This window comes from Lysinibacillus agricola (assembly GCF_016638705.1).
In the GTDB taxonomy this organism is placed as follows: domain Bacteria; phylum Bacillota; class Bacilli; order Bacillales_A; family Planococcaceae; genus Lysinibacillus; species Lysinibacillus agricola.
In genome coordinates, this window is record NZ_CP067341.1 from 834,509 (window position 1) to 859,906 (window position 25,398).

Annotated in this window: 27 protein-coding genes; all 27 read left to right on the plus strand. The window is 32.6% G+C overall.

Features of this window, described 5'->3' with window-relative positions:
* Nucleotides 1-14: 14 nt before the first annotated feature.
* The 27 genes from FJQ98_RS03970 (at nt 15) to FJQ98_RS04100 (ending at nt 25,375) form a co-directional block, all read left to right on the plus strand.
* The gene (locus FJQ98_RS03970; RefSeq protein WP_053596389.1) at nt 15-428 is read left to right on the plus strand and encodes a TIGR03826 family flagellar region protein; all 414 of its coding nucleotides are present in this window, start codon (nt 15-17) and stop codon (nt 426-428) included.
* A gap of 121 nt (nt 429-549) precedes the next feature.
* Entirely contained in the window at nt 550-810 is a 261-nt protein-coding gene (flgM, locus tag FJQ98_RS03975; RefSeq protein ID WP_053596388.1) for a flagellar biosynthesis anti-sigma factor FlgM, read from the plus strand.
* Nucleotides 811-837: 27 nt separating this feature from the next.
* Nucleotides 838-1,338, plus strand: a complete 501-nt coding sequence (locus FJQ98_RS03980) for a flagellar protein FlgN (protein WP_053596387.1) — start codon at nt 838-840, stop codon at nt 1,336-1,338.
* Nucleotides 1,339-1,402: 64 nt separating this feature from the next.
* On the plus strand, nt 1,403-2,959 hold the full coding sequence (gene flgK / locus FJQ98_RS03985; RefSeq protein ID WP_053596386.1) for a flagellar hook-associated protein FlgK: 1,557 nt from the start codon (nt 1,403-1,405) through the stop codon (nt 2,957-2,959).
* Nucleotides 2,960-3,001: 42 nt separating this feature from the next.
* The gene (gene flgL / locus FJQ98_RS03990) at nt 3,002-3,949 is read left to right on the plus strand and encodes a flagellar hook-associated protein FlgL (RefSeq protein WP_053596385.1); all 948 of its coding nucleotides are present in this window, start codon (nt 3,002-3,004) and stop codon (nt 3,947-3,949) included.
* Between the two features lie 113 nt (nt 3,950-4,062).
* Nucleotides 4,063-4,626: a DUF6470 family protein gene (locus FJQ98_RS03995; RefSeq protein ID WP_053596384.1), complete on the plus strand. Its 564-nt coding sequence runs from the start codon at nt 4,063-4,065 to the stop codon at nt 4,624-4,626.
* Between the two features lie 16 nt (nt 4,627-4,642).
* A complete protein-coding gene (fliW, locus tag FJQ98_RS04000; protein ID WP_053596383.1) occupies nt 4,643-5,086 on the plus strand; it encodes a flagellar assembly protein FliW in 444 nt (147 codons plus the stop codon).
* A complete protein-coding gene (gene csrA / locus FJQ98_RS04005) occupies nt 5,086-5,304 on the plus strand; it encodes a carbon storage regulator CsrA (protein WP_053596382.1) in 219 nt (72 codons plus the stop codon). Before fliW ends, csrA begins: the two co-directional genes overlap by 1 nt.
* Nucleotides 5,305-5,473: 169 nt before the next feature.
* Nucleotides 5,474-6,391, plus strand: a complete 918-nt coding sequence (gene hag, locus FJQ98_RS04010) for a flagellin Hag (protein WP_053596381.1) — start codon at nt 5,474-5,476, stop codon at nt 6,389-6,391.
* Between the two features lie 186 nt (nt 6,392-6,577).
* Complete coding sequence (locus FJQ98_RS04015) at nt 6,578-8,302, plus strand: motility associated factor glycosyltransferase family protein (RefSeq protein ID WP_053596380.1); 1,725 nt, start codon at nt 6,578-6,580, stop codon at nt 8,300-8,302.
* A 26-nt stretch (nt 8,303-8,328) separates the two neighbouring features.
* The gene (locus tag FJQ98_RS04020; RefSeq protein ID WP_053596379.1) at nt 8,329-8,676 is read left to right on the plus strand and encodes a DUF8042 domain-containing protein; all 348 of its coding nucleotides are present in this window, start codon (nt 8,329-8,331) and stop codon (nt 8,674-8,676) included.
* A 319-nt stretch (nt 8,677-8,995) separates the two neighbouring features.
* Nucleotides 8,996-9,967 carry a UDP-N-acetylglucosamine 4,6-dehydratase (inverting) gene (gene pseB, locus FJQ98_RS04025; RefSeq protein WP_198926921.1) on the plus strand — a complete coding sequence of 324 codons (972 nt, stop codon included), beginning with the start codon at nt 8,996-8,998 and terminating at the stop codon, nt 9,965-9,967.
* 4 nt (nt 9,968-9,971) lie between these two features.
* Nucleotides 9,972-10,952, plus strand: a complete 981-nt coding sequence (galE, locus tag FJQ98_RS04030; RefSeq protein ID WP_053596378.1) for a UDP-glucose 4-epimerase GalE — start codon at nt 9,972-9,974, stop codon at nt 10,950-10,952.
* Nucleotides 10,949-11,884 carry a UDP-glucuronic acid decarboxylase family protein gene (locus FJQ98_RS04035; RefSeq protein ID WP_053596377.1) on the plus strand — a complete coding sequence of 312 codons (936 nt, stop codon included), beginning with the start codon at nt 10,949-10,951 and terminating at the stop codon, nt 11,882-11,884. The genes galE and FJQ98_RS04035 overlap by 4 nt, the downstream gene beginning before the upstream one ends.
* The gene (galU, locus tag FJQ98_RS04040) at nt 11,885-12,772 is read left to right on the plus strand and encodes a UTP--glucose-1-phosphate uridylyltransferase GalU (protein WP_053596376.1); all 888 of its coding nucleotides are present in this window, start codon (nt 11,885-11,887) and stop codon (nt 12,770-12,772) included.
* A complete protein-coding gene (locus tag FJQ98_RS04045) occupies nt 12,769-13,977 on the plus strand; it encodes a UDP-glucose dehydrogenase family protein (RefSeq protein WP_053596375.1) in 1,209 nt (402 codons plus the stop codon). Before galU ends, FJQ98_RS04045 begins: the two co-directional genes overlap by 4 nt.
* A gap of 18 nt (nt 13,978-13,995) precedes the next feature.
* Entirely contained in the window at nt 13,996-14,850 is an 855-nt protein-coding gene (gene rfbA, locus FJQ98_RS04050; protein ID WP_053596374.1) for a glucose-1-phosphate thymidylyltransferase RfbA, read from the plus strand.
* Nucleotides 14,851-14,974: 124 nt separating this feature from the next.
* Entirely contained in the window at nt 14,975-15,142 is a 168-nt protein-coding gene (locus FJQ98_RS04055; protein WP_201406626.1) for a hypothetical protein, read from the plus strand.
* Between the two features lie 404 nt (nt 15,143-15,546).
* The gene (locus FJQ98_RS04060) at nt 15,547-16,629 is read left to right on the plus strand and encodes a DegT/DnrJ/EryC1/StrS family aminotransferase (RefSeq protein WP_053596373.1); all 1,083 of its coding nucleotides are present in this window, start codon (nt 15,547-15,549) and stop codon (nt 16,627-16,629) included.
* Nucleotides 16,630-17,652 carry a dTDP-glucose 4,6-dehydratase gene (gene rfbB / locus FJQ98_RS04065; protein ID WP_053596372.1) on the plus strand — a complete coding sequence of 341 codons (1,023 nt, stop codon included), beginning with the start codon at nt 16,630-16,632 and terminating at the stop codon, nt 17,650-17,652.
* Between the two features lies 1 nt (nt 17,653).
* A complete protein-coding gene (locus FJQ98_RS04070) occupies nt 17,654-18,313 on the plus strand; it encodes an acetyltransferase (protein WP_053596371.1) in 660 nt (219 codons plus the stop codon).
* Nucleotides 18,314-18,349: 36 nt separating this feature from the next.
* On the plus strand, nt 18,350-19,411 hold the full coding sequence (locus tag FJQ98_RS04075; RefSeq protein WP_053596370.1) for an FkbM family methyltransferase: 1,062 nt from the start codon (nt 18,350-18,352) through the stop codon (nt 19,409-19,411).
* A 612-nt stretch (nt 19,412-20,023) separates the two neighbouring features.
* A complete protein-coding gene (locus FJQ98_RS04080) occupies nt 20,024-20,821 on the plus strand; it encodes a methyltransferase domain-containing protein (RefSeq protein WP_053596369.1) in 798 nt (265 codons plus the stop codon).
* A 202-nt stretch (nt 20,822-21,023) separates the two neighbouring features.
* Nucleotides 21,024-22,154 carry a glycosyltransferase family 2 protein gene (locus FJQ98_RS04085; RefSeq protein WP_053596368.1) on the plus strand — a complete coding sequence of 377 codons (1,131 nt, stop codon included), beginning with the start codon at nt 21,024-21,026 and terminating at the stop codon, nt 22,152-22,154.
* A 37-nt stretch (nt 22,155-22,191) separates the two neighbouring features.
* Nucleotides 22,192-23,286 carry a methyltransferase domain-containing protein gene (locus tag FJQ98_RS04090; protein WP_053596367.1) on the plus strand — a complete coding sequence of 365 codons (1,095 nt, stop codon included), beginning with the start codon at nt 22,192-22,194 and terminating at the stop codon, nt 23,284-23,286.
* 26 nt (nt 23,287-23,312) lie between these two features.
* A complete protein-coding gene (locus FJQ98_RS04095) occupies nt 23,313-24,431 on the plus strand; it encodes a glycosyltransferase family 8 protein (protein ID WP_053596366.1) in 1,119 nt (372 codons plus the stop codon).
* A 140-nt stretch (nt 24,432-24,571) separates the two neighbouring features.
* Complete coding sequence (locus FJQ98_RS04100) at nt 24,572-25,375, plus strand: hypothetical protein (protein WP_201406627.1); 804 nt, start codon at nt 24,572-24,574, stop codon at nt 25,373-25,375.
* Nucleotides 25,376-25,398 lie beyond the last annotated feature (23 nt).

A 25,398-nucleotide genomic window follows, 5' to 3' on the forward strand; every position in this document is an offset into this window, starting at 1 on the left:
AGGAGGAAAAACAGATGGCAGAGGTTCGTAATTGTCCAAAATGTAATGAGTTTTTTAATTATACAGGGGTCAGAGAAGTATGTCATAAATGTGCTCAATCTGAAGAGGACTTATATCAAATCGTTTATCGCTTTTTACGTAAACGTGAAAACCGTGCTGCGACAGTAGAACGTATTGTTGAAGCAACTGGAGCTGAAGAGGAGTTATTGTATAAATGGGTACGCAAGGGGCGCTTACAGACTGCGATGTTCCCTAATCTTGGGTATCCATGTGATAACTGTGGTCACCTAACGACAACAGGCAAGCTTTGTACAAAATGTCAGGATGAATTGAAGTCGGAGCTGCGCACATTCGAAGCGGCGAAGGAGTTCCGCGAAAGTGTGGCAGAACGTGATCGTGTGACATATCACGCAGATCGAAAACGTTAAAGGCATAAAGTGTGTTAATTTTAAACAAAATTAGCACACTTTTTTATGTTTAGAAACTTAACATTATGTGAGACAATCCGAAATAATAGGAAGATAAGCTTTTTAGGATGGGGGTTAAAAAATGAAAATTACAACTTATGGCATTAATGCAGTAAACGCCTATAAAAATAAGGTGCACAATGTAAAATCAGGCACAAACAAGGCATCTTTCGCCGATAAAATCGAAATTTCAAAGGCTGCACAGGAGATGCAAGGAGTTTCAACATATAGCACAGAGCGTGCAGAACGCGTACAACAATTAAAAGAAGATATTGATTCTGGAGAATACAAAGTCGACGCTCGCAAAGTTGCAGAAGATATGCTGAAATATTATCGTTTCTAAGGAATATCAGAGAGGGTGCTTAGCAATATGTCTGTAGAAGCAATTTGTTCTACACTAACAAAGCTAGAAAGAATGCATAAAAGCTTACTTGAACTAGCCAATAAAAAAACTGAAATCATCACAGCTGGCGATATCGAAGCACTGGACAAAATGCTCAAGGATGAGCAGGCACATGTAGCGGCCATCGATAAGCTCGAGCAACAGCGTCAGAAACAGGTAACGGAATACCTTGGAGCAAAAGGATTTGCTTCAACTGACAAAATGACTGTCGCTGATGTCATCGAGGCTGCTGAACAACAGTCTGAAAAAGAAGCACTATCAGCAGTTCGCAATCGATTAATGCAAATCATCAATGACTTAAAAAAACAAAACGATTTAAATCAAAAACTAGTGTTCCAATCACTACAATTTGTCAATCTCACATTAGGTGCACTACAACCTCAGACCGAGCAAATGAACTACTCTGGCAGTGAGGTGCGCGGCACAAATACAATGGCCAAAAAATCATATTTCGATTCGCAAGCATAGTTTCTTGCGCCCATGCAAGAAATTATGCTTGAAATTATAAACGTTAAAAAAGGGAGGAAAAAAAATGCGCTCAACATTTATGGGCTTAGAAGCTAGTAAACGTGGTTTATTTACACAACAAACAGCTTTATATACAACTGGACATAATATTTCCAATGCAAATACATTAGGTTATTCTCGTCAACGAGTAAATATGGAAGCAACGGCAGGTTTCCCAGCTGCAGGCTTAAATCAACCTAACTATCCAGGGCATCTCGGAACTGGGGTTCAAGCAGGATCGATTCAACGTATTCGCGATGAATTTGTTGATCGTCAATTCCGTCAAGAAACAAACAAGCTAGGCTATTGGGAATCACGTTCAAATGCAATTTCTCAAATGGAAGATATAATGGACGAACCATCTCAATATGGTCTTAACGCAGCATTAGAACAGTTCTGGAAAGGGCTTCAAGATGTCAGTACAAACCCAGAAAATACAGCATCTCGTAAAGTAGCAATGCAACGTGCTGAGCACCTAGCTGAATCCTTTAGATATATGGACAAGCAGCTAAAAACAATTCAAGGTAATTTAGGGAACGAAGTTAATGTAGCGACTAATCGTATCAACTCACTCTTAAAGCAAATTGCTGCCATCAATAAACAAGTTCAGGAAGTAGAGCCGAATGGTCATGTACCGAACGATTTATACGATGAACGTGATGTTTTAATCGATGAATTAAACAATTACATACCTGTATCCATTAAACGTGTCGAATCTGGCGGAAATGCTAGTGCTGTGGCAGAAGGAAGCCTGACAGTTGTGTTCAAACCATATGGCACAGATAAAGAAATTGAGCTAGTGAATGGTAAAGATTATGCTACTTTCGAAGTAAATGGTACTGTCGCTAATCCAAGTGGCTCAAAGCAAATTGATGGCACGAACTTGTCCAATATGTTCTCATCTATTCAAGTAAGTGGGCTAGGCTCGACAGAATCAATTGCATATGACGATTTAGAGCCAGGTAAAGGGAAACTATTATCACTAATTGATTCATACGGTTATGATAGTGCAGGTGAGTCTAAAGGTTATTACATTGAAACACTAGCAAGCCTTGATAAACTTGCAGCTGAATTTGCTGAAGCCTTCAATGAAATGCATAAGAAAGGTTATGATTTATCAGGTGATAAAAATGATATAGATTTCTTTACTACGGAAGACGGATCACCGATAACGGCTGGTAATATTAGGGTAAATGATGATTTTTTAAATGATCCTTCTAAATTAGCTGCTTCTTCTGGACCGAATGAAGAAGGAAATGGTAAATGGGCACTTGAACTTGCTAATATTCAATCAAAAGGACAAGCTAGTTTAAATGGTGCAACATTCAACTCGTATTATCAAGGAATGATTGGTAAATTAGGTACTGACGGTGAAGAAGCTTATCGCTTAAACAAAACTTCTGAAACTTTATTAGTAACACTTTCTGGTAATCGTGCCTCAGTAAGTTCAGTATCCCTTGATGAGGAAATGACAAATATGATTACGTTCCAACAAGCATATAATGCCAACGCACGTATGATTACAGTTGTCGATGAAACATTAGACAAAATCATTAACGGCATGGGCCGTGTAGGACTATAAAAAATACTCTAGCATTACGATAGAAAGGGGCTTTTAAAAAATATGCGCGTAACACAATCCATGTTATCGAATAACATGCTTTTAAACTTAAATAATAGCTACGGTAAAATGTCCAAGCTACAAGACCAAATCACTTCAGGTACAAAGATTACTCGTCCTTCTGATGACCCAGTTATTGCAGTAAAAGGCATGGGCTATCGCCGAGATTTAGGTCAAGTAGAACAATATACACGTAATATGAATGAGGTTAATAACTGGATCGATACAACTGACGAATCGCTAAATCAAGTTAGCGAACAAATGAAGCGTGTTCGTGAGCTTGTTATTCAAGCAGCTAATGATACGAATACTCCAGAAGAACGTGCGAAGATTAAAACTGAAATTGATCAAATTCGTCAGCAAATTCAGGATATCGGAAATACAAAAATTGCTGATCGTTATATTTTTAGTGGTACGAACACTAGTAAGCCATTATTTGTTGAAGCTACACCGCCAAATGCTGATGGTATTAAAATTATAAATTCAGATATAAATGCGCCTAATGGTGATGTAGAAATTGAAGTATATGATAGTATTCAAATGAAAGTGAATACTCCTGGAGCTGAACTATTTCAAAATATTGATGATATGATGGGGAAAATTTCAGATCTTTTAGATCCTGAACGTCCTGGTGGTCCAGCTACTGGTGAAGAAATCGGTAATGCGCTTGGAGGAGTAGCGGAACAAAGCACTGGAGATGATATTACTGCAATCCATAATAAAATTCTCGAGGCTCAGGCTGATGTCGGGGCACGTCAAAACCGTGTAGAATTAATGGAGAATCGTCTTTCTATTCGTGAAATCGGTGTAACAAAGCAAATGTCCGATAATGAAGATGTTGATTACGCAAAAGCAATTACAGAAATGATCACTCAAAATTCCATTCATCAGGCTGCATTATCTGTAGGTGCACAAATTATTCAACAAACATTAGTAGATTTTATTAGATAAAATAGTCTTGCCTATTTAAATTTGAGTCAGATTTGAGAGATTTTAACGAATAAGATTAAAAGAAGCGTTTGGACATTTTGTTCAGACGCTTTTCTTGAAAGGAGATGTTTTACATGAGACTCCCGCAAATTCAAATTCATACAACCGATGCGAAAATAGACCTGAATATATCTAAGCCACAACAGTATATTAAACAACCAAACGCAACACAGCATATTAAACAACCCGCAGCCATTCTCGAAATAAATACAACTCGCAGTGTACTAAAAATCGATTCTTCTCAAGCCAGACGTGATTTAGGTTTAATTGGTCCCTTTGAATCAAGCGCGAATTACGCAGAACAAGGTAAACAAGAGGTTCTAAGGGGGATGGCGCGAAGAGCAAGAGAAGGGCGCCAGATGATGGATAATTCCGGTAAAGGGCATGGTCGTGCTACAATTCAGGGTATTGCAAAACAAAACCACGGTCCTCACCAAGCGCAATTTAATATTAAGTTTGTCCCATCTGTAGGATCAGTCAAAATCGACTATACGCCTGGGACAACGGACGTTAATATCCAGCGTAGAGAACCAATTATTGACGCAAAGGTGAACAAACCAATACACGAATACACGCCAGGTAAAGTAACTGGTACAATGGTACAAAGACCAGATGTTAACATCGATGTCGTCATTTAAAGGAGCGTATAAAAGAATGAAAATTGCTACTAAATTTTTAGGGGAAGTCGAAATATCTGAACAAGACATCCTTACGTTTGAACAGGGACTATTAGGATTAGAGAATGAAAAAAAATTTGTCATACTACCTATAGATGCTGATCTTCCTTTAGCAATATTACAATCAGTTGAGCACACAGAAATTGGTTTTGTAGTTGCCTATCCGTTCGTCTTCAAAAAAGATTACAGCTTTGATATAAGCGAAGATGATCGTGAGCAGCTACAAATTGAGAAGGAAGAGAATGTACTTACATACTCTATCGTAACAATGAAGGAAACATTCCAAGAATCAACGATTAATTTGCTGGCACCTATAATCGTTAACATGGATAAAAAATGTGGTAAACAAATTGTCCTGCAAGATAATAAATCCTATCCACTACGCTACCCAATGCAAACATTGGAAGGAAGTGCGAAATAATGCTAGTGCTCTCACGTAAAAAAGATGAATCTATTATGATAGGCGACCAAATTGAAATTAAAATATTAGCAGTGGATGGCGAGCAAATTAAAATCGGCATTGTTGCACCAAAAACAGTGAAAGTACATCGATCCGAAGTTTTTGAAGCCATTCAAGCACAAAATAGAGAAGCTCTTTCTACCTCATCAAGTTTCTTAGAGCAGCTGAAGAAAAAATAATTTGGAATCTATTACATAAAAAAATAAAAAACTTTCGAAATACTATTAAACATTTCCAACTAAATACGATATATAGATTGTAAGGGGCAGGAAGTACATACATACTACCTAATCCGAAATTCCACACGGATGTGGAATAACAAAACAAACATTCAAGGAGGAATTCCAAATGAGAATTCAACACAACATTTCAGCTTTAAACACACACCGTAACCTAGCATTCAACAACACTCAAGCTTCTAAAAACCTTGAGAAATTATCTTCTGGTTACAAAATCAACCGCGCTGGTGACGATGCTGCTGGTTTAGCAATCTCTGAAAAAATGCGTGGACAAATCCGTGGTCTTGACATGGCAACTAAAAACGCTCAAGACTCAGTATCATTAATCCAAACTGCTGAGGGTGCATTAAACGAAACACACTCTATTCTACAACGTATGCGTGAACTAGCAGTACAATCTGCGAATGATACAAACGTAGAATCTGACCGTGAAGCACTACAACTTGAAATTAAATCACTATCTGACGAAATTACACGTATTGCTGACAACACAGAATTCAATACACAAAAATTATTAGATGGTACATTTAAAGGTTCACGTACAGATACTGTTACAGGCGGAAATGCAACTAATGCTAATGGTAAAGTATTCCATATCGGTGCAAACTCTGGCCAATCTATTAACTTAGCAGTTGGTACAATGACTGCAAATGCATTAGGTGTAAATGTTCAGGACACTGCAGCTTCTGTAACATCTATTTCATCACCAGGTGAAATCGGTGGAGGTATTAACATTACAACACAAACAGCTGCAGATAACTCAATCTCTATCATTGATTCTGCATTAAACCACGTATCTAAAACTCGTGCATCTTTAGGGGCTGTTCAAAACCGTTTAGAGCACACAATCAACAACTTAGGTGCTACATCTGAAAACTTAACAGCTGCTGAATCTCGTATCCGTGATACAGATATGGCGAAAGAGATGATGGGCTTCACAAAGAACAACATCTTAATGCAAGCTGCACAATCTATGCTAGCGCAAGCTAACCAACAACCACAAGGCGTTCTTCAATTATTAGGTTAATCATCTTAAAACGAAAAGGTACAAAAGGGATTATTCCTTTTGTACCTTTTTTGTGTTCATAGGGAGGCAGAATTAATTACTTAGCCAATGCCTTTCTCATTAAAAAGCAAAAAAAAAAATATTAATAAAAAATATGTAGATTAAGAAAATCAATAAAAAGTCGATAATAACAAAGAGGTGGTTTATGTGGCTAAGTATACAATCGAGAAGATTGTTGCAAAAACTGGTCAAGAGGTTTATCGTGTGAATAACTATTATTTACACAGTAAATATGACCCGATAAGTGAGGCAGGACGTTTAGTAGAAAAGGAATATAAAATTAATTGTATACATATATTATTTGGTTATGGGAATGGATACATTTTAGATGCATTATTGGATAAAGTAAAAAATGAGTCAATCATTATTATAGACCCATTGTTAGATGATGGGACGCTTCAAGTTTTTGCAAGGCATATGCAACTGAAAAACGTATATTATTGGTCTGAACACCATAATAATACGCTTGGCTTTGTAATTTCAAAGCTTGCAAATGGACTGAACTTAAAAATTCATGTCTTTGCTTCATCTAATTATAATCAGATATTTAAGCAAGAGTATAAAGAAATTTTACTATATATAAGAGATTTTCAAAATAGAATGCAAGTTAACTATAATACAGAAGTTCAATTTTCTAATGAGTGGCAACAAAATTTCACAAAAAATGTGTTGCAAATAGCTAAGGATAATACTCTATTATCACTGGAAAATAAATTTGATTTACCAGTTGTTTTAGCTGCTAGTGGGCCGTCATTAACAAAGCAATTACCTTTATTAAAGGAAGTTGAACAAAATGTATTAATTATAGCAGCTGGATCTACTATAAATGCTTTACTAGATGCCAATATTGAGCCGGACTTTGTGATCTCTATAGACGGTGGAAAATGGAATTATGAGCACTTTAAAAACTTGAGTTTACAAAATGCAAGACTGATATATGCACCATACAATCATCCTGGAGTAAGAAAGTCTTTCAAGAAACAGGCATTCATATTTTCACAAATAGGACACGAGTCTATGGGGGGATATTTATATGAGCATATGGGAATTAATTTACCAATTATAGCTGGTGGAGGGACCGTAGCACATTATGGAGTAACTGTAGCAGGATTATTGAATTCTGGACCTATAGCTATGATTGGACAAGATTTGGCTTATACAAATAACCAAACTCATGCACAGGGGAACAAATTTATAAATACAGTTCAAGATTTAAAGGAGTTAGGAAAAGATTTATTTGAAGTTGATGGTTATAATGGTGAGCCTGTTCAAACTTCTAGAGAATTTTTATCGATGAAAATGGTATTTGAGGAAATTGCCCAATTTCATAAACCATCTGTACCTTTGTTTAATTGTACAGAAGGAGGAGTATCATTAAGGGGGTATGAGCAATTACCTTTTAAAAGCTTTATTGAGCAATACGTAGATACAAAAACTTATAAAGATTTATCAACAATTGAAACAATCAAGCCATTTAAGACAAGCGATGGCATCATTGCTATTTATAAAAATGAAGTAAAGATTATCAATGACTTACAGCGATCTATAAACAAAGGGCTTGAAAAATTAAATAAAATTCAACACAATATATACTTTGATGAAAAAACCTTGATAGTATTGGACGAAATTGAAAAGAAAATTGAAGAAAAAACAAAAATGATACAAATTCATTTTTTAATAGCACCAATTACCTACGAAGTTGCTAATCAATTTTTGCCAAAAGAATTTGAAACACAAGAAGAGACTTATAAGCGTTCTTGGAATCAAACGAATACATTATATAAGCGCTTGTTGGAGGCATTGGAAAAATCCAAAAAAAATTTACAGGGTGTAATTGATACTGTAGAAAACAATAATCAAGAGTTACTTTAACAAGGAATGAGAAAAGGGGAAACACTATGGATGACTTATTAATTGAAACAATTGAAAGTTATAACGACTATTTAGACAAAGTAATGCCAGGTTGTTTGAAAATTGCAGAATATTTACGGCAGGATGAAATAGAAAGTGCATTACAAATGATTCTGCAATTTTCAGAGGGAATGGATTGGCTAGTACAGGCATGTAATTTATTTGTACAAAATGAAGTAAGTGCTGTTTTAGAAGTTGAAACTATCCACGAATTTTTAAAAGAAGTGAATGAAGGTCTGGAAATGCAAGACTATGTAGTAGTGGCAGATATGTTTGAATATGAAGTTGCTCCTTTCTTTGGAAAAGCACAACGGGTAAAAAGTATTAAACATTAATGAATTGGGATATTATTTTGCAAAAAAACTGGGAACGTACACTACAATTGAACGACGTTTATGTAAATATGGGCCGTTGAAGATGCACTGCGATGAGCTCAGGTAGAGGCATTCAAATGATGAGATTTATAGACTGCCGAAATTATCAAATTTTTAAAGATGGTTTAATCAAAAATTAAAACGCTCATCATCAAAGGTCTATAATACAACTAGACAAGGCGCTAAAAATCAGAGGAGTTCCATTAATTTGATTAGAAACAATTATTGGCGTTAATAAAGTGAAAATAAAAAATGTAGTTTACAAGATTGGAGTAAGTCGATGACTGTGTTAAGTGGGAAAACAGTATTAGTTACTGGTGGAACGGGTTCATTTGGAAAAAAAATTACGAAAAAAGCATTAGAATTAGGTGTGAAAAAAATTATTATTTTTAGCCGTGATGAGCTAAAGCAATATGAGATGAAGCAAGAGTTTGACGATACACGTCTCCGATTCTTTATTGGAGATGTGCGGGATAAAGAACGTTTACATAGAGCATTTGACGGTGTTGATATTGTAATTCATGCAGCGGCTATGAAGCATGTGGATGCATGTGAATATAATCCATTTGAAGCGGTAAAAACGAATATTCATGGAGCTCAGAATATTATTGAAGCGGCGATAGATTGTGGTGTGGAGAAAGTAATTGCGCTTTCCACAGATAAAGCATGTGCGCCAGTAAATTTATATGGTGCAACAAAGCTAGCTTCAGATAAATTATTTGTTGCTGCAAATGCATATGTAGGAAGTAAAAAAACAAGTTTTGCTGTTGTTCGTTATGGCAATGTTGTAGGAAGTCGCGGGAGCGTAGTACCTTTCTTTAAAAAAATGAAATCAAAAGGTGTTCTGCCAATTACAGATGAGCGTATGACTCGTTTTTGGATTACACTAGAGCAAGGTGTACAGTTTGTACTTGATAATTTAGAACGTATGCACGGCGGTGAAATTTTTGTACCTAAAATTCCAAGCATGAAAGTCGTTGATTTGGCAAAAGCAATTGCGCCAGAATGTGATATTGAAATTGTAGGGATTCGACCAGGTGAAAAATTGCATGAGGCGATGATTATGGAAGATGATGCTCGCCATACAGTTGAGTATGATTCATATTATGTCATTCAACCAGAGTTTCCATTTTGGTCATCGAAATTCGCAGAAGATGGTAAAAATCTTCCGGATGGGTTTGAATATACGAGTAATAAAAATGAAGATTGGTTGACGATAGAAGAATTGCGTACACTAGCAGAGGAGATGTAGTTATATGATAGCTGTTGTCGGTGGAGCAGGTTATATAGGCTCACATGCAGTGAAATATTTAATTGAACAAGGTGAACAAGTTGTGGTTTTTGATAATTTATGCACAGGTCATCTAGAACTTGTTCATAAAGATGCTCAATTTCTAGATGGTGATTTAGCATCATTGGAAGATTTACATACTCTGTTTACACAATATCCTATAACTTCAGTGATGCACTTTGCGGCGTATGCCTATGTAGGAGAATCTGTACAAGATCCTGCAAAGTATTATCATAATAATCTTGCTAATACAATGAACTTATTAGGCGTAATGCTGACAAATAACGTGAAAAATATTGTTTTTTCTTCTACGTGCGCAACATATGGCAACCCAATAGAGTTACCGATTACAGAGCAACATTCGCAAAATCCAATTAATCCATATGGCCGAACAAAGTTCATGATGGAGCAATTAATGGAGGATTACTCTACAGCATATGGCTTAAAGTATGTTGCATTACGTTATTTTAATGCAGCAGGTGCAGATGAGGATGGGACTATTGGAGAATGGCATGAGCCGGAGTCTCATTTAATTCCTTTGGTTTTAAATGTAGCTTTGGGAAAATCGGATTCAATCAATGTATTTGGCTCAGACTTTGATACGCCAGATGGAACGTGTATTCGTGACTATATACATGTGACAGATTTAGCGGATGCACACCATAAAGCCTTACAGTTTTTAATTAAAGAACAACAAAATCTTCAATTAAATTTAGCAAATGGTGCAGGCTACTCAAATTTAGAAATAATTAAGATGGTAGAGCAAGTAACCAAAAAAACTATACAATATCAATTAACAGATCGTCGTTCAGGTGATCCAAGTAAGTTGATTGGTTGCGCGGACAAAGCAAAGGATATCATAAATTGGGTTCCTAAATATAACTTAGAGCAGATTGTTGAAACAGCCTGGCATTGGCACAAGAAGAAATTTGGGGGTACTTTATGAAAAAACGTATTTTAGTAACTGGAGGAGCGGGTTTCCTCGGTTCACATTTAATCGATAGATTATTGGAACAGGGACATGACATTATTTGTATGGATAATTTACAAACAGGCTCTATAGATAATATTCAGCATAATTTAGAAAAGATTTTATTTATTAAGCATGATATTACAGAGCCTTTACCAGCGATAGGGCATGTGGATGAAATTTATAACTTGGCATGTCCTGCAAGCCCTATTCATTATCAAGCAGACCCTGTTCATACGTTTAAGACAAGCATACTAGGAGCATTGCATTTATTAGAGCTAGCAAAACAAACAGGAGCTAAAATTTTCCAAGCTTCTACATCAGAGATATACGGTGATCCGTTAGTACATCCGCAGCCAGAACATTATTGGGGGCATGTAAATCCAATAGGTATTCGAAGCTGTTATGATGAAGGAAAACGCGGTGCAGAAACATTATTTTTTGATTATGCAAGAATGTATGATATTGAAATTAAAATTGTACGTATTTTTAATACATATGGTCCCCGAATGGATGCCAAGGATGGACGAGTTGTAAGCAATTTTATTGTGCAGTCATTGCAAAACAAGCCGTTGACAGTTTACGGTGATGGTCAACAAACGCGCTCTTTTTGCTATGTTGATGATTTAATAGAAGGATTTTTAAGATTAATGGCTACGCCAAAAGATATTACAGGACCTGTAAATCTAGGTAACCCGAATGAATTTACAATGCTAGAGCTTGTAGAAAAGGTAGTGAAATGGACGGGGAATAAAACGCCTTTACAATATGAACCACTACCACAAGATGATCCAAAACAGCGCAAACCGATGATAGATGAAGCAAAGCGTACATTAAACTGGGAGCCACAAGTTATGTTAGATGAAGGGCTTCAAAAAACAATTGCTTATTTCAAGGAGCGAGTGTAAATGAAAAAAGTACGTAAAGCTGTTATTCCAGCTGCTGGATTAGGAACTCGTTTCCTACCAGCAACAAAGGCACAGCCGAAGGAAATGTTACCAATTGTTGATAAGCCAACGATTCAATATATTGTAGAAGAAGCGGTTGCAGCGGGCATTGAAGATATCATTATTATAAGTGGACGCAATAAAAGATCAATTGAAGATCATTTCGATAAAACATATGAACTAGAAGAGTTATTAACGAAAAAAGGAAAATGGGATGACCTTGAAGAAATTCGAGCAATCTCAAATTTGGCCAATATCCATTATATACGCCAAAAAGAGGCGAAAGGGTTAGGTGACGCAATTTATTGTGCACACCGTTTTATTGGTGACGAGCCTTTTGCAGTGTTATTAGGTGATATTATTTTACAAGCTGAAACACCTGCATTAGCACAATTAATTGAAACATATGAAAAAGAGCAGGCATCTGTTATAGGTGTACAAGCAGTGGAAATGGATGTAGTACATCAATATGGGGTTATTGATCCGAATGGCGAAATTGAAGAGGGGAAAGCAATAGAAGTGAAAGGCTTTGTTGAAAAACCAAAAGCTGAAATGGCCCCTTCAAATTTAGCCATTATGGGTCGATATATACTTACACCAAATATTTTTAATGCTTTAAAAGTAACACAGCCAGGAGCAGGTGGCGAGATTCAATTAACAGATGCTATTGAGTTATTAAATCATTCAGAACGTATTGTAGCACATGATGTACAAGGTAAACTCTATGATTGTGGTAGCAAGTTTGGTTTTGTACAGGCAACGGTTGATTTTGCATTAGAACGAAATGATTTAAAAAATGAAGTATTAGCTTATATAAAAAAAGTAGTGACTGAGGTGGAGGAAGTATGACAAACGTAGCGGTGATTGGTACAGGGTATGTAGGACTTGTTACAGGTGTAGTATTATCTGAGATTGGTCATACAGTAACTTGTATCGATTTAGATGAACAAAAGGTAAATTCATTAAAATTAGGAATGTCACCAATTTATGAACCAAGCTTAGATGAATTAATGGTGAAAAGCATAGAATCTGGTCGCCTGTATTTTACAACAAATCATCAAGAGGCTTTTGTAAATGCACGTATTGTATTTATCGCTGTAGGTACACCTCAAAGTGAGAGTGGAGCGGCAGATTTAAGTTATATTCAACAAGCTGCAAAGGATATTGCATTAAAAATTGTTAACGACACGATTATTGTTGTGAAAAGTACGGTTCCTATAGGTACGAATGATCTAGTAGAAAAAATTATTTATGAAAATTTAGTGGCAGATGTAGACGTAAATGTAGTATCAAACCCAGAGTTTTTACGTGAGGGTCATGCAATTCATGATACATTCCATGGAGATCGTATCGTGATTGGTGCTGAATCTATTGAAGCTGGTGATACGATTGAGCAATTATTTAACCCGTTAGAAATACCGGTTGTACGTACAAATCGTCGAAGTGCTGAGATGATTAAATATGCGGCAAATGCCTTTTTAGCAACAAAAATAAGCTATATTAATGAAATTGCAAATCTTTGTGAAAAGATGGGGGCTAATGTGCTCGATGTAGCAGATGGTATGGGATTAGATCATCGTATTGGACGTGCCTTTTTAAATCCCGGATTAGGATATGGGGGTTCTTGTTTCCCGAAAGATACTGAGGCAATTGCTTATTTAGGGAGGCAATATGAAACACCATTAACAATTGTAGAAAGTGCTATAAAAGCAAATTTCCATCAAAGAGAATTATTTTTACATAAAGTGTTAGATTATTTTCATGGCAATGTAGAGGGTAAAATCATTGGTATGTTAGGGCTTGCTTTTAAACCAAATACAGATGATTTACGAGAAGCACCATCGCTTTATTTAATTGAAGAATTAGAGAAACGAGGGGCGATTGTAAAGGCTTATGATCCTGTTGTAAAGAATTTGAAACAGTGTGTGTGCTCTGTACAGGAGGTATTAATAAATTCAAATGCTGTATTACTTGTTACGGAATGGGATGAGTTTAAAAAAGCGAATATAGATAACAGTGTGATTTTTGATGGTAGATACATTTATGGAAAATAACAGAAATGAGTGAGGGAATTGAAAGGTATTATTCTTGCAGGTGGTAGTGGTACACGTTTATCCCCACTAACAAAATCTATTTCAAAACAATTGTTACCTATTTATGATAAACCAATGATTTATTATCCATTATCAGTTCTAATGTTGGCTGGCATTAGAGAAATATTGGTAATTAGTACCCCTAGAGATTTACCGATTTTTCAGGAATTGTTAGGAGACGGATCTCAATGGGGTATGACATTAGAATATGCTCAGCAAAAAGAGCCGAGAGGACTTGCTGATGCTTTTATAATAGGTGAAGAATTTATAGGAAGTGACTCAGTTTGTTTAATACTAGGTGATAATATATTTTATGGCCAAGGATTTACACCTGTTTTAAAACAAGCAGCTGCTTTAAAGGAGGGAGCACTAGTATTTGGATATCAAGTTAAAGATCCAGAACGTTTTGGTGTTGTTGAGTTTGATGGAAATTTAAATGTAGTTTCTATTGAAGAAAAGCCTATGAAACCTAGATCAAATTTTGCAGTTACGGGTTTATATTTTTATGATAATGATGTAATTTCTATAGCTAAAAATGTGAGACCATCTGAACGTGGGGAGATTGAAATTACTGATATAAATAATGCATATTTAAAAAGAAAAAAATTAAAGGTTCGACTTCTTGGGAGAGGATTCTCTTGGTTAGATACAGGTACATTTGAAAGCCTTTTGGAAGCTGGGCAGTTTGTGGAGACTGTTCAAAAAAGACAAGGTTTTATGATTGCTTGTTTAGAAGAAATCTCTTTGAATAATAGTTGGATTACAAAGGATGAAATTATTGTTAAAAAAGGGAACAATACATATTTTAAATACCTACAATCTTTGAAGGAATGAATAAATTTCTATGGATATTTCTGTCTTCACTTTAAACGATTGTAAAATTTCCTATCTATATTATTAACAAAAAAATGAGAGTAATACATATATAGGACTGATTCCATTCAATGAGATGCAATGATTGTTTTTTGATGAGTCAGAAGGAAATATAAGACCTAAAACGAACGTTATTTTTAAAATACAAGGTTTAAAAACAAATACTGATACATTTTTGCAACCAATATTAAATCAAAATGAACATAGTATATTAGGACTTATTATTACAGAAATAGAAGGGGAAATATACTAGTGCAGATGAAAGTAGAACCATGAAACAAGAAAATTATCTAAATTTCCCCAACGGTTAGGCTACCGAAAATAATTTTAAAAGTGTTAATAAAGGAAAAATAGTGAGATGTATAGATCATTTGCCTGGACATGATATATATTCTAAAACAATTATATATATAATTACAATCTGAGCAAGGTGTTGAATTTTTCCAAAACAAAATTTGATAAGGTTAATAATCCTAAAAATAAGAATAGAAAAAAATACAGTGGAAACATTTTTAAAAATAGAGGCGGCAGATAATTTTAAGGAAATGTTGGATTCAATTGCTAATCAAATAATATTACAGGATATTAAAATTGATACTTCTATTCTTGAACGATGAAGATTAGAGATAAATTTTATCATGAAAGTAGGGTGTAAATATGATACCAGTTACACAGCCTTTTATGCCTTCAAAAAAGGAATATGAAAAATTATTAGAGAATCTTTGGGATACTAAATGGTTGACAAATAACGGACCTTATGTAGTTGAATTGGAAAAAGAACTTTCAGAAAGATTAGCAGTACATAATTTAACATATGTTACTAACGGAACATTGGCGCTTCAATTAGCTATTAAAGCTTTAGACTTACAAGGAGAAATAATTACAACCCCATTTTCTTTTATCGCTACTACGACATCAATTACATGGGAAGGATGTAAACCTGTATTTGTTGATATTGATCCCACAACATTAAGTATTGATCCTGAGAAGATTGAAACTGTAGTTACTACAAATACTGTTGCAATTATTGCAACGCATGTTTTTGGTATTCCTTGTGATGTTGAAAGAATAGAAGCGATAGCCAATAAGTATAATTTGAAAGTAATATATGATGGTGCGCATGCATTTGGAGTAACTTATAAGGGGCGATCTATTTTCAATTACGGTGATATTTCAACGTACAGTTTTCATGCAACAAAAGTTTTCCACACTGTGGAAGGCGGAGGAATTACATGCGCTAATAAGAATCTTGCAACAAAAATTGAATTATTACGAAGTTATGGTTATGTAGGTGAAGATTATTATTTACCTGGAATTAATGCAAAAGCAACAGAATTTCATGCTGCAATGGGGATATGTAATTTAAATTATATTGAGCACAACTTAGAAAAACGCAAAGAAATAAGTGAATTTTATAATAAGCTATTACCTAGTGATATCCATGTGATTTATATTACAGAAAATGTTGAATACAACTATGCATATTACCCTGTTTTATTCAACAGTGAGGATACTTTATTAAAAATAGTCTCAGAATTGAAATCCAAAGAAATTCAAACTCGTCGTTATTTTTACCCTTCTTTAAATAAATTACCTTATCTTAAGGACAATAATGACTGTCCAGTTTCAGAAAGTATTTCAAAAAGAATCCTCTGCTTACCTTTATATGCAAATTTAGATAAAAAAATAGTAAAAAAAATATCGGACATCATAAATTCGATAATTGAGGAGGAAAGCTAATTGAATCTATTAGTTACAGGTGGAGCTGGATTTATTGGTTCTAATTTTATTATTTATCTACTAAGTAAGTACCCAAAGTATAAAATTGTTAACTTAGATCTATTAACATATGCTGGTAACTCTAATAATTTAAAAAATGTTGAAAATCATCCTAATTATGAGTTTGTTAAAGGTGATATTTGTAATCGTGAATTAGTGGAGTTCTTATTTGAAAAATATAATTTTAATGGTGTTTTTCATTTTGCTGCTGAATCACATGTTGATAACTCGATTAAAAACCCAGGTGTATTCGTGAAAACTAATATTAATGGTACATATGTATTGTTAGATGTTGCAAGAAACCATTGGATGAAAGCACCGAATAATTTTAAAAAGGAATTTGAAAGTGCTAGATTCCACCATATTTCAACAGATGAAGTGTATGGATCCTTGGAAAGTGAAGGTTATTTTACAGAAGATAGTCCATTTGCTCCTAATAGCCCTTATTCCGCTAGTAAAGCAGCTTCTGATATGTTAGTTAGAAGTTATTATCATACATTTGGAATGAATGCTGTGACAACAAATTGCTCAAATAACTTTGGACCGGGGCAACATAGTGAAAAATTAATCCCAACAATTATTCGTAAAGCGATAGCATTCGACCCTATTCCAATTTATGGTTCAGGCCAGAATATAAGAGATTGGCTATATGTAGAAGAGCATTGTCGAGCAATTGATTTAGTTTTCCACGAAAGTAACAAAGGGGAAACTTACTTAATTGGGGGACAAAATGAAAAAACAAATCTAGAAATTGTAAATGATATTTGTGGAATTTTAGATGAAAAACTCTCTCATAAATTAGAAAAAAGAAAAATGAAATCTTTTAAAGAATTGATTACTTTTGTAGAGGATCGTGCAGGACATGATTTTAGATATGCGGTAGACACAAGTAAGATTCAAAATGAACTAAAATTTGAATGTAAAACTAACATGAAACAGGTATTGAATAAACTAATAGATCAATATTTAATGGAGGGATCTTAAAATGAAGCGACAATATATTTATGGTGCAGGAGCCCTTGCTAGAGAAATTTATAGTACTATCTTATGTTTAAATAAAAGTCAAGCTGTTGCTAAATTTAATATTGAAGCTTTTGTTGTAGATCAAGCTTATTTTAATGAGCAAGATAATTTACTTATGGGCATTCCAGTTATTTCAGAGACTATCTTTTCAAATGAAGAATGGGGAAATTGTGAATTTGTAATTGGAATTGGAGAAAGTTTAGTAAGAGAAAAAATTTATAAAAAAATAGTATCAAAAGGTTCTACGTTAATGGAAACGATTATACATCCTAATGCACTAGTAATTCAAGGCAGTAGTACTGCAATAGGTTCATATATCGCACCAAATACAACAATTTCTATAGATACAATAATAGGTGAGAATGTGATAATAAATCAAAATTGTTCAATTGGCCATGACTGTAATATCCAAGATAATAGTGTGATTTCTCCAGGAGTGATTTTATCAGGACATGTCAGTATTGGACGTAGTAGTTTTGTAGGAAGTGGAGCAGTTATCTTACCAAAAGTTAATATTGGAGAATATTGTATTATAGGAGCAAATGTAACATTAAATAAAGATTTGTCAGCTAATAATAAATTATTACAGGTAACAAGGAATATAGCTGTACCGATAGAGTAAAGTCCTAATAATAATATAGAAAATTGGTGAATTTTAATGTCAAATATAGGTGACACTTTAGTAATAAAACAAATAATTGAAAATGATATGCCATTGTTTATATATGGTAGTGGTGAAGTGGCTAAATTTGTACACGAAAAGCTTAAAACAAACAATTTATGTGTGAAAGGTTATTTTGTGGATGATATTTTTTTAAACAGCTCTGATAAAAATAGTATTCTTCCATTAAGTTATATTAATGTTTATAAAGAAAAATTTAATATTGTCATGGGGCATATTGAAGGATATAAAATATCTAAAAGTGAAATTAGAAGAAGAATTAATAATATTAACTTAAATGATATTTATTATTTATCAGAAATTTATAATATGGAAGAATTATCATTAAAATTTATTGATATGAATAAAGGAAAATTTCAAAATATCAAAAATTTACTAGCAGATGAACAATCACGTAAGTCACTTACAGCTTATATAGATGCAAAAGTTTATAATAATTATAGCTGTTTAAAGGACATATATTGTGAAGAACACTATTTCCCAAAAGATATAATTTCATTGAATGAAAATGAAAGTCTCATCGATTGTGGTGCATACATAGGAGATACAATCAAAGATTTTATAGCTTTAAATAATAATAAATTCAAAAATATTATTGCAGTAGAAGCAGACCCGATTAATATGTCTATTTTAAAAGAGAACTATTTAGATGAACGTATAAGATTTTGTGAAGTGGCAGTGTTTAGTAAGAAAACTGATTTATTGTTCGATTCTTCAGAAAATATGTTATCCAAAATATCGGAAGGTAATGGTGTGCTTGTTAAGGCCGATAAATTAGATAATATTGTGAAAGAGGGTGAAGAAATTTCATTTATAAAGATGGATATTGAAGGAGCAGAAATGGCAGCATTAAAAGGAGCAGAAAAGATAATTAAAACTCAAAAACCGAAACTAGCAATTAGTGTCTATCATAAAAGAAATGATTTGATAGAAATATTTGAATATTTAAAAGGACTTGTTCCAGAATATAAATTCTATTTTAGAGTTCATAAGCCTATAGCAATTGATGCCGTTTTATACGCTGTAGCGGAATTTTGAAATTATTAATATAGTGGCTAGTGGCGAAATATTACCTATACAAACATAGAAAAGAGAGACTTTATAGCTTGAAATGTAAAAATCATTTTCAACATATATATACTATTTATAAACACATTTAAATATACCATCTACTTTTTTTCCTGGAAATAGTTTAGAAAAGAGGAATTGAATTTAATTAAAGAAAACCGAAAATTGATTTGTTTTCGTTCTTTCTTTTTTGAGGCAATCGACCTAAGCGTAGACAGTTTATCGAAGGATTCTTTTATTGTAGGTAGTGGTTTAGACCTTCCATGATGAAAGAGGGGGGAACTAATGAGGCAGTATATTAGTGAGTCTCTAAGTAATGTAAGCTACTTCCCTTATAATATAGTATGAAAAATTAAACTGGTAAGTACATACAAATAAGAATCTTATAAACAATTTATTAATGAAAATGATGATTTCTTTTTGGATCTTCGGTAAAAAGGAGATAAACAGTTCAAACATAAAACAAAGTGGAGGAAATCAATGGAGACCACTACCTTATAGGGAAATTCAACAAATTTAACTTAGCTAACTAAATCAACTAGTGTTGCTTTAGGAAAGAGCTTTTACTTAAAGGAGAATAGTATGAAAAATCAATATTGTCAGATATGCAAAGGAGACTTAGAATATTTTTTTACTAAAAGTTTCAATCTAGAAATATTAAATAAAGTGGACTATCTAAAATGCAATAATTGTGGTTTTGTTAAAGCTGATACAATTTGCAAATTGAATATAGAAAAATGGAATAGATTGAATAATGAATTTCATTCGAATTATCAATATTCTGAAATGAATATTGAAGATCTAAAATGGGTCACTAGGCTTGAAAAGCAATCAAAAATACTCAAAGAGTTTGCCGATTTGAAAATTATTAATTTAAACGAAAGTTTAGATTATGGATGTGGCGATGCAAAACTATCTAAATCATTAAAGAAAATTAGTGGCTATAATTTATTGAATTATGATAAATACATGACTGAAGAAACATATAACACTCAATTAAGAGAAAATTACTTTAACTTTTTAATCACAACTTCTGTTTTTGAACATATTGTAGATTTGAGAGATTTAGATAATATAGTTAGTTTGATAAATGAGAATGGGGTTATGGCTGTACACACATTAATTACTGAAAAAATTCCTAGAGATCCTAACTGGTTTTATTTATACCCAGTGCACGTATCTTTTTTTACAAATAAATCTATGGAAATATTGTTTAATAAATGGGGATTTAAATCAAGTTTATATCATCTTGAATCTCAATTATGGTTCTTTTTTAAAGAAAATAAAGAGTTTGATCAAAGATTTTTAAGTGAAAATAATTTATTTTATAAGGATGGCTTTATGGATTACTGGCATGTAAAGCCATATAGAAGAAATTAACTATATGTATTATATTATTGAGTTATAAGTACCTGAAAAGTATTTTTCCTCCAAAACAATATTTTAAGAAATTAACACCACTAGAAGAAATGATATGGATAAGAAAACATGAGAATTATATGCTATAGGAATTCTTATGTTTTTATGTTGCTGTAGATTTTTGAAGAGGTAAAATATACTAGTATATTAAGGAGGGAGATTAATGGAGGAGTATAGCCCACTTGTTAGTATTTGTTGCTTTACTTATAATCATGAAAAGTATATTAGAGATTGTATAGAGGGCGTTTTAAAACAAAAAGTTAATTTTGATTATGAAATAATCATTGGAGAAGATTGTAGTACAGATCTTACAAAAAAAATAATAGAGAGTTATGCTGCTTTAAACTCGAAAATTAAAATTGTTACTTCTAAAAATAATGTTGGGATGATAAATAACTTTATTAGAACAATAAAAGCTGCTTCTGGAAAATATATTGCTTTTTGTGAAGGCGACGATTATTGGGTAGATGGTAATAAATTACAAAAACAATTTAATTTTATGGAAAAAAATACTAAATTTGTTCTTTGTGGACATGCGGTTAAAGTATTAGATAATCGTAATAATATGTTTTTAGAGAACTATCAGAAATTTAATTATTCAGGTGAAATTAGTATAAACGAAATAACAAAGGAGCCATTATTTCATGCAGCAAGCTGTTTTTTTAGAAGTAGTGTTTTCGAAAACGGAATTCCTGAATATATACTGGAGGCTCCTGTTTTAGACTACTATTTACAATTGATAGCGGCGGAAAAAGGGAAAATATATTATTTCAATGAACCTATGGCTACATATAGAAGATTTACAGAAGGATCATGGAGTGAAAAAACATCAAAAATAGAAAATCAATTAGATTTTTTAGAAAGACATATTATAACTTTAGAGAAATTTAGAAGCCAAACTAATGAAGAGTACAAAGAGCATTTGTTAAAAGTCATTGAGCAATATATAGAAGAAATTAAGCACATTAAAGAAAAACATCCCAAATTTTCTTGCCCAGAAAATTATTTGAGTTTACAGAATATAGATTCCCTCGAGGAATATGATTCTATTTATATTTTTGGAGCAGGAGGAAGAGGAGAAACTTTAAAAAAGATATTAGATATAAATAAAATAAAAATTAAAGGTTTCATTGATAACAATAAAGTAGGTTTAGAGCTGTATGAAGAAAAAATATTTAGTCTATCTATGATTGACAAAAGAAGTTTAATATTAATTGCATCTGATTGGTATAAAGATATTATACAACAGTTGAAAAAAGGAGATTTTTCAAATTTCTATGTATTTTGGTTATAAGAAGAAGTTTGGATTATTCAGATAGATGAGGGATATTATGAGTGATTATAAAATGTTAAATGTTGGGTGCGGATCGACGTATCATCAAGATTGGGTTAATGTTGATTTAGTATCTGAAAGTAAAGATGTAATTGAGATGGATATTCGAAAAGGATTGGATTTTCCAAATGAAAGTTTTGATGTTGTATATTGCTCACATATTTTGGAACATTTAAGACCTGAAAAGGGCGAGGAATTTATTAAAGAAATGATTCGTGTTCTAAAGCCAAATGGCATTATAAGAGTTGTTGTTCCTAATCTTGAAACAATAGTAAAAAATTATCTATATTATAAAAAAAGAGTAGAAGAAAATTACAATCCTTATGATGAAGCAAATTATGATTGGTCTATGTTAGAGTTGTTTGATCAAATTGTACGAGAAAATCCTGGTGGAAATATGGTTAAATATATGCTAAATGAAAAAATTATTAATAAGGATTTTATTTTTGAAAGATGGGGATGGCAAGCAGAACAAATTTATTCTTTATTTGAAAATGAATTGTTATTAGATTTCTGTAAAGACAAAAAAATTGTTATTTTTGGTGCAGGATCTTATGGAAAAAAAGTAAAGCAAGCATTAAAAAAAGCAGGTATGGAAATATTTGGATTTATTGATAATGATGTTCAAAAGCAAGGTACTTTTTTTGAAGACAAGATGATTTATAATTTAGATGAAGTAATTGCAGATGATATTCTTATAGTTGTAGCCTCTTCCTGGTGGAAATCAATAGAAGAGCAATTAATAAGTGAAGATATGGAAAATGGAATACACTATTTTATCGAAAATAGAGAAATTGAAGTAACTATAGAAGACAAGAAATTTACGGAGACCTACGAGTATATTGAAAAAAAACTAGGGTTAGAATATGCTGATATCTTTAAAAAATCCTTATTTAGAAATAGGGGAGAGGTACATTATTGGATGTATGACTCGTTTTCATTAAAGAGACTTTTAAAAAAATACGGAGTGAACTTTAGTAAAATTTGTAATTCTGATGAAAGCGAAATACCAAACTTTAATTTATTTAACTTGGACACAATAGAAGGCGTAACTAGAAAGCCGGATTCTCTATTTATCGAAGGAATAAAGTAATTTTTCCTTTTATGGAGGCTAATAAAATGCACACTGAACGTATAAATATAGTTATTACATGTGATGATGATTTTATTCAACATATGGGGGTCATGTTAATATCATTATTAAAAAATACAACTGAACCTCAGAATATAAATATTTTTTTTCTAGATCACGGTATTAAACAACAAAGTAAAGATTCAATGAATAGGATATGTAGCGACTATAAAGCAACAATACATTTTTTAGAAATAGATGGGAAATTGTTTGAAGATTTTTATATAAGCCATCATATAAATCAAGTAACTTATTATAGAATAATAGCTCCTTTGGTGGTTCCTAGAAATATAAAGAGAGTAATTTATATAGATGGGGATGTAATAGTTGAAGGTGATATTAAAGAGTTATTTAGAATAGATTTAAATAATAAAGTTCTTGGAGCGATACCTGATCCTTATGGGATAGAGAGAATTCAGGAGTTGAACATTCCGAACTCGAAGTACTTTAATGCAGGTATTTTATTAATAGATGTAGAGAAATGGAATTCAAAAAACTTAACAAAAAAATTATTGGATTATATTCAAAATAACAATAAATTAAAATATTGGGACCAAGATGCTTTGAATGCAAATTTATATGATTTATGGGAAGAGTTATCACCGGAGTGGAATTACCAAACGGCAATAGCTTTGAATAAAGAATATAGTGAATTGAGTCCTAAAATTATACATTACACTGAACCTCAGAAACCGTGGCAAATTTATTGTAGACATCCTTATAGCGATAGATATTATAAGTATATTGAATTTAGTGAATGGAAACAATATAATCCTATTCCAAATAAAATACAGCAACTTTTAAAAGAAAAAAAGTATAAATATTTTATTTTTGGAACTGGAGAACTGGCTAAATCGTTTTATACTAAAGTGTCTGATGATAAAATTATTCAAGGATTTATTGATAATGATTCAAAAAAGTGGGGAAGTCTTTTTGAAAATAAACATATTAATTCCCCAAACGTTATTAATGAATTTGAAAATATAAGAATATTAGTATGTAGCTCTTATTTTGAAGAAATAAAAAAGCAACTTGAAAGTGATTATTATAAAATAGAGAATATAGATTTTTTTAAAATTAATATTGATTCGAATCAATTTCCATAAATCACATTTTCCAAGAGCTTAGACCGCTCTATTAAGAAAATTTTATTGTTTTTAGAACCCTTGATACGATGGATTAGAATTATGAAATTAACTTATACTAAAGAGATTTTGTATAAGTTTAAAAATATAGGTGACATTTTATGAAAAATGATAAGCAAATTATATTGTTTGGGACAGGGAGTTCTGCTCAGGCAACTGAAGCTTTACTTAATCGTGTAAACTTAAAGGTAGATGGCTATACCGACAATAATCAACAATTATGGGGACAGTATAAAAATGGAAAACCTATCTTTTCCCCTTCTAATTTAAATATTCACCATCATATTATAATAATTGCAAGTATGTATAAAAAAGAAATTGCAGAACAGTTAGATATGCTAGGTTTTATTGAACATCAATCATATTTATACCCAGAAAATTTTATGTTTATTAATAATAAGTATATTTATGTGAAGAAAGAACCAATCTTCCCAAAGCCTACAAATATTTTAGAAAATATAGATACGCAAGCTATAACTATTTATGATAATCAAGGAATGTTACAATACTCCAAACCTATAATACTGGACTCTAAAAGATATCCAAATTTTATTTTTCCTCAGCAAGACCATCCTAGCGGTGAGGTTTCTATTCAGGTACTTAAAGATGCCTATACTCTAGGCTATAGTGGCATGATATTTGATAACCAAGTTCAAATGGTTAAGTCATTATCTACTCTTAGCATGGTAAATATGGGTATTTGGGATGGGAGAAGATGGGATGAGTCGTTTTTTGAAAATTTAGTACCAACCCCTTTTTTAAAGAAATTAAATGGGATTAACGCTGTAACTAGTACAAGATGGAGTGGTGTTAATTACTATCATTGGATGTTTGAAGAACTGCCTCGCTTTTACATATTAAAAAAGTCTGGAATTAAGATAAATAAATTTATAAGTAATTTTTAGGGATATGACTTTCAGAAATGTTC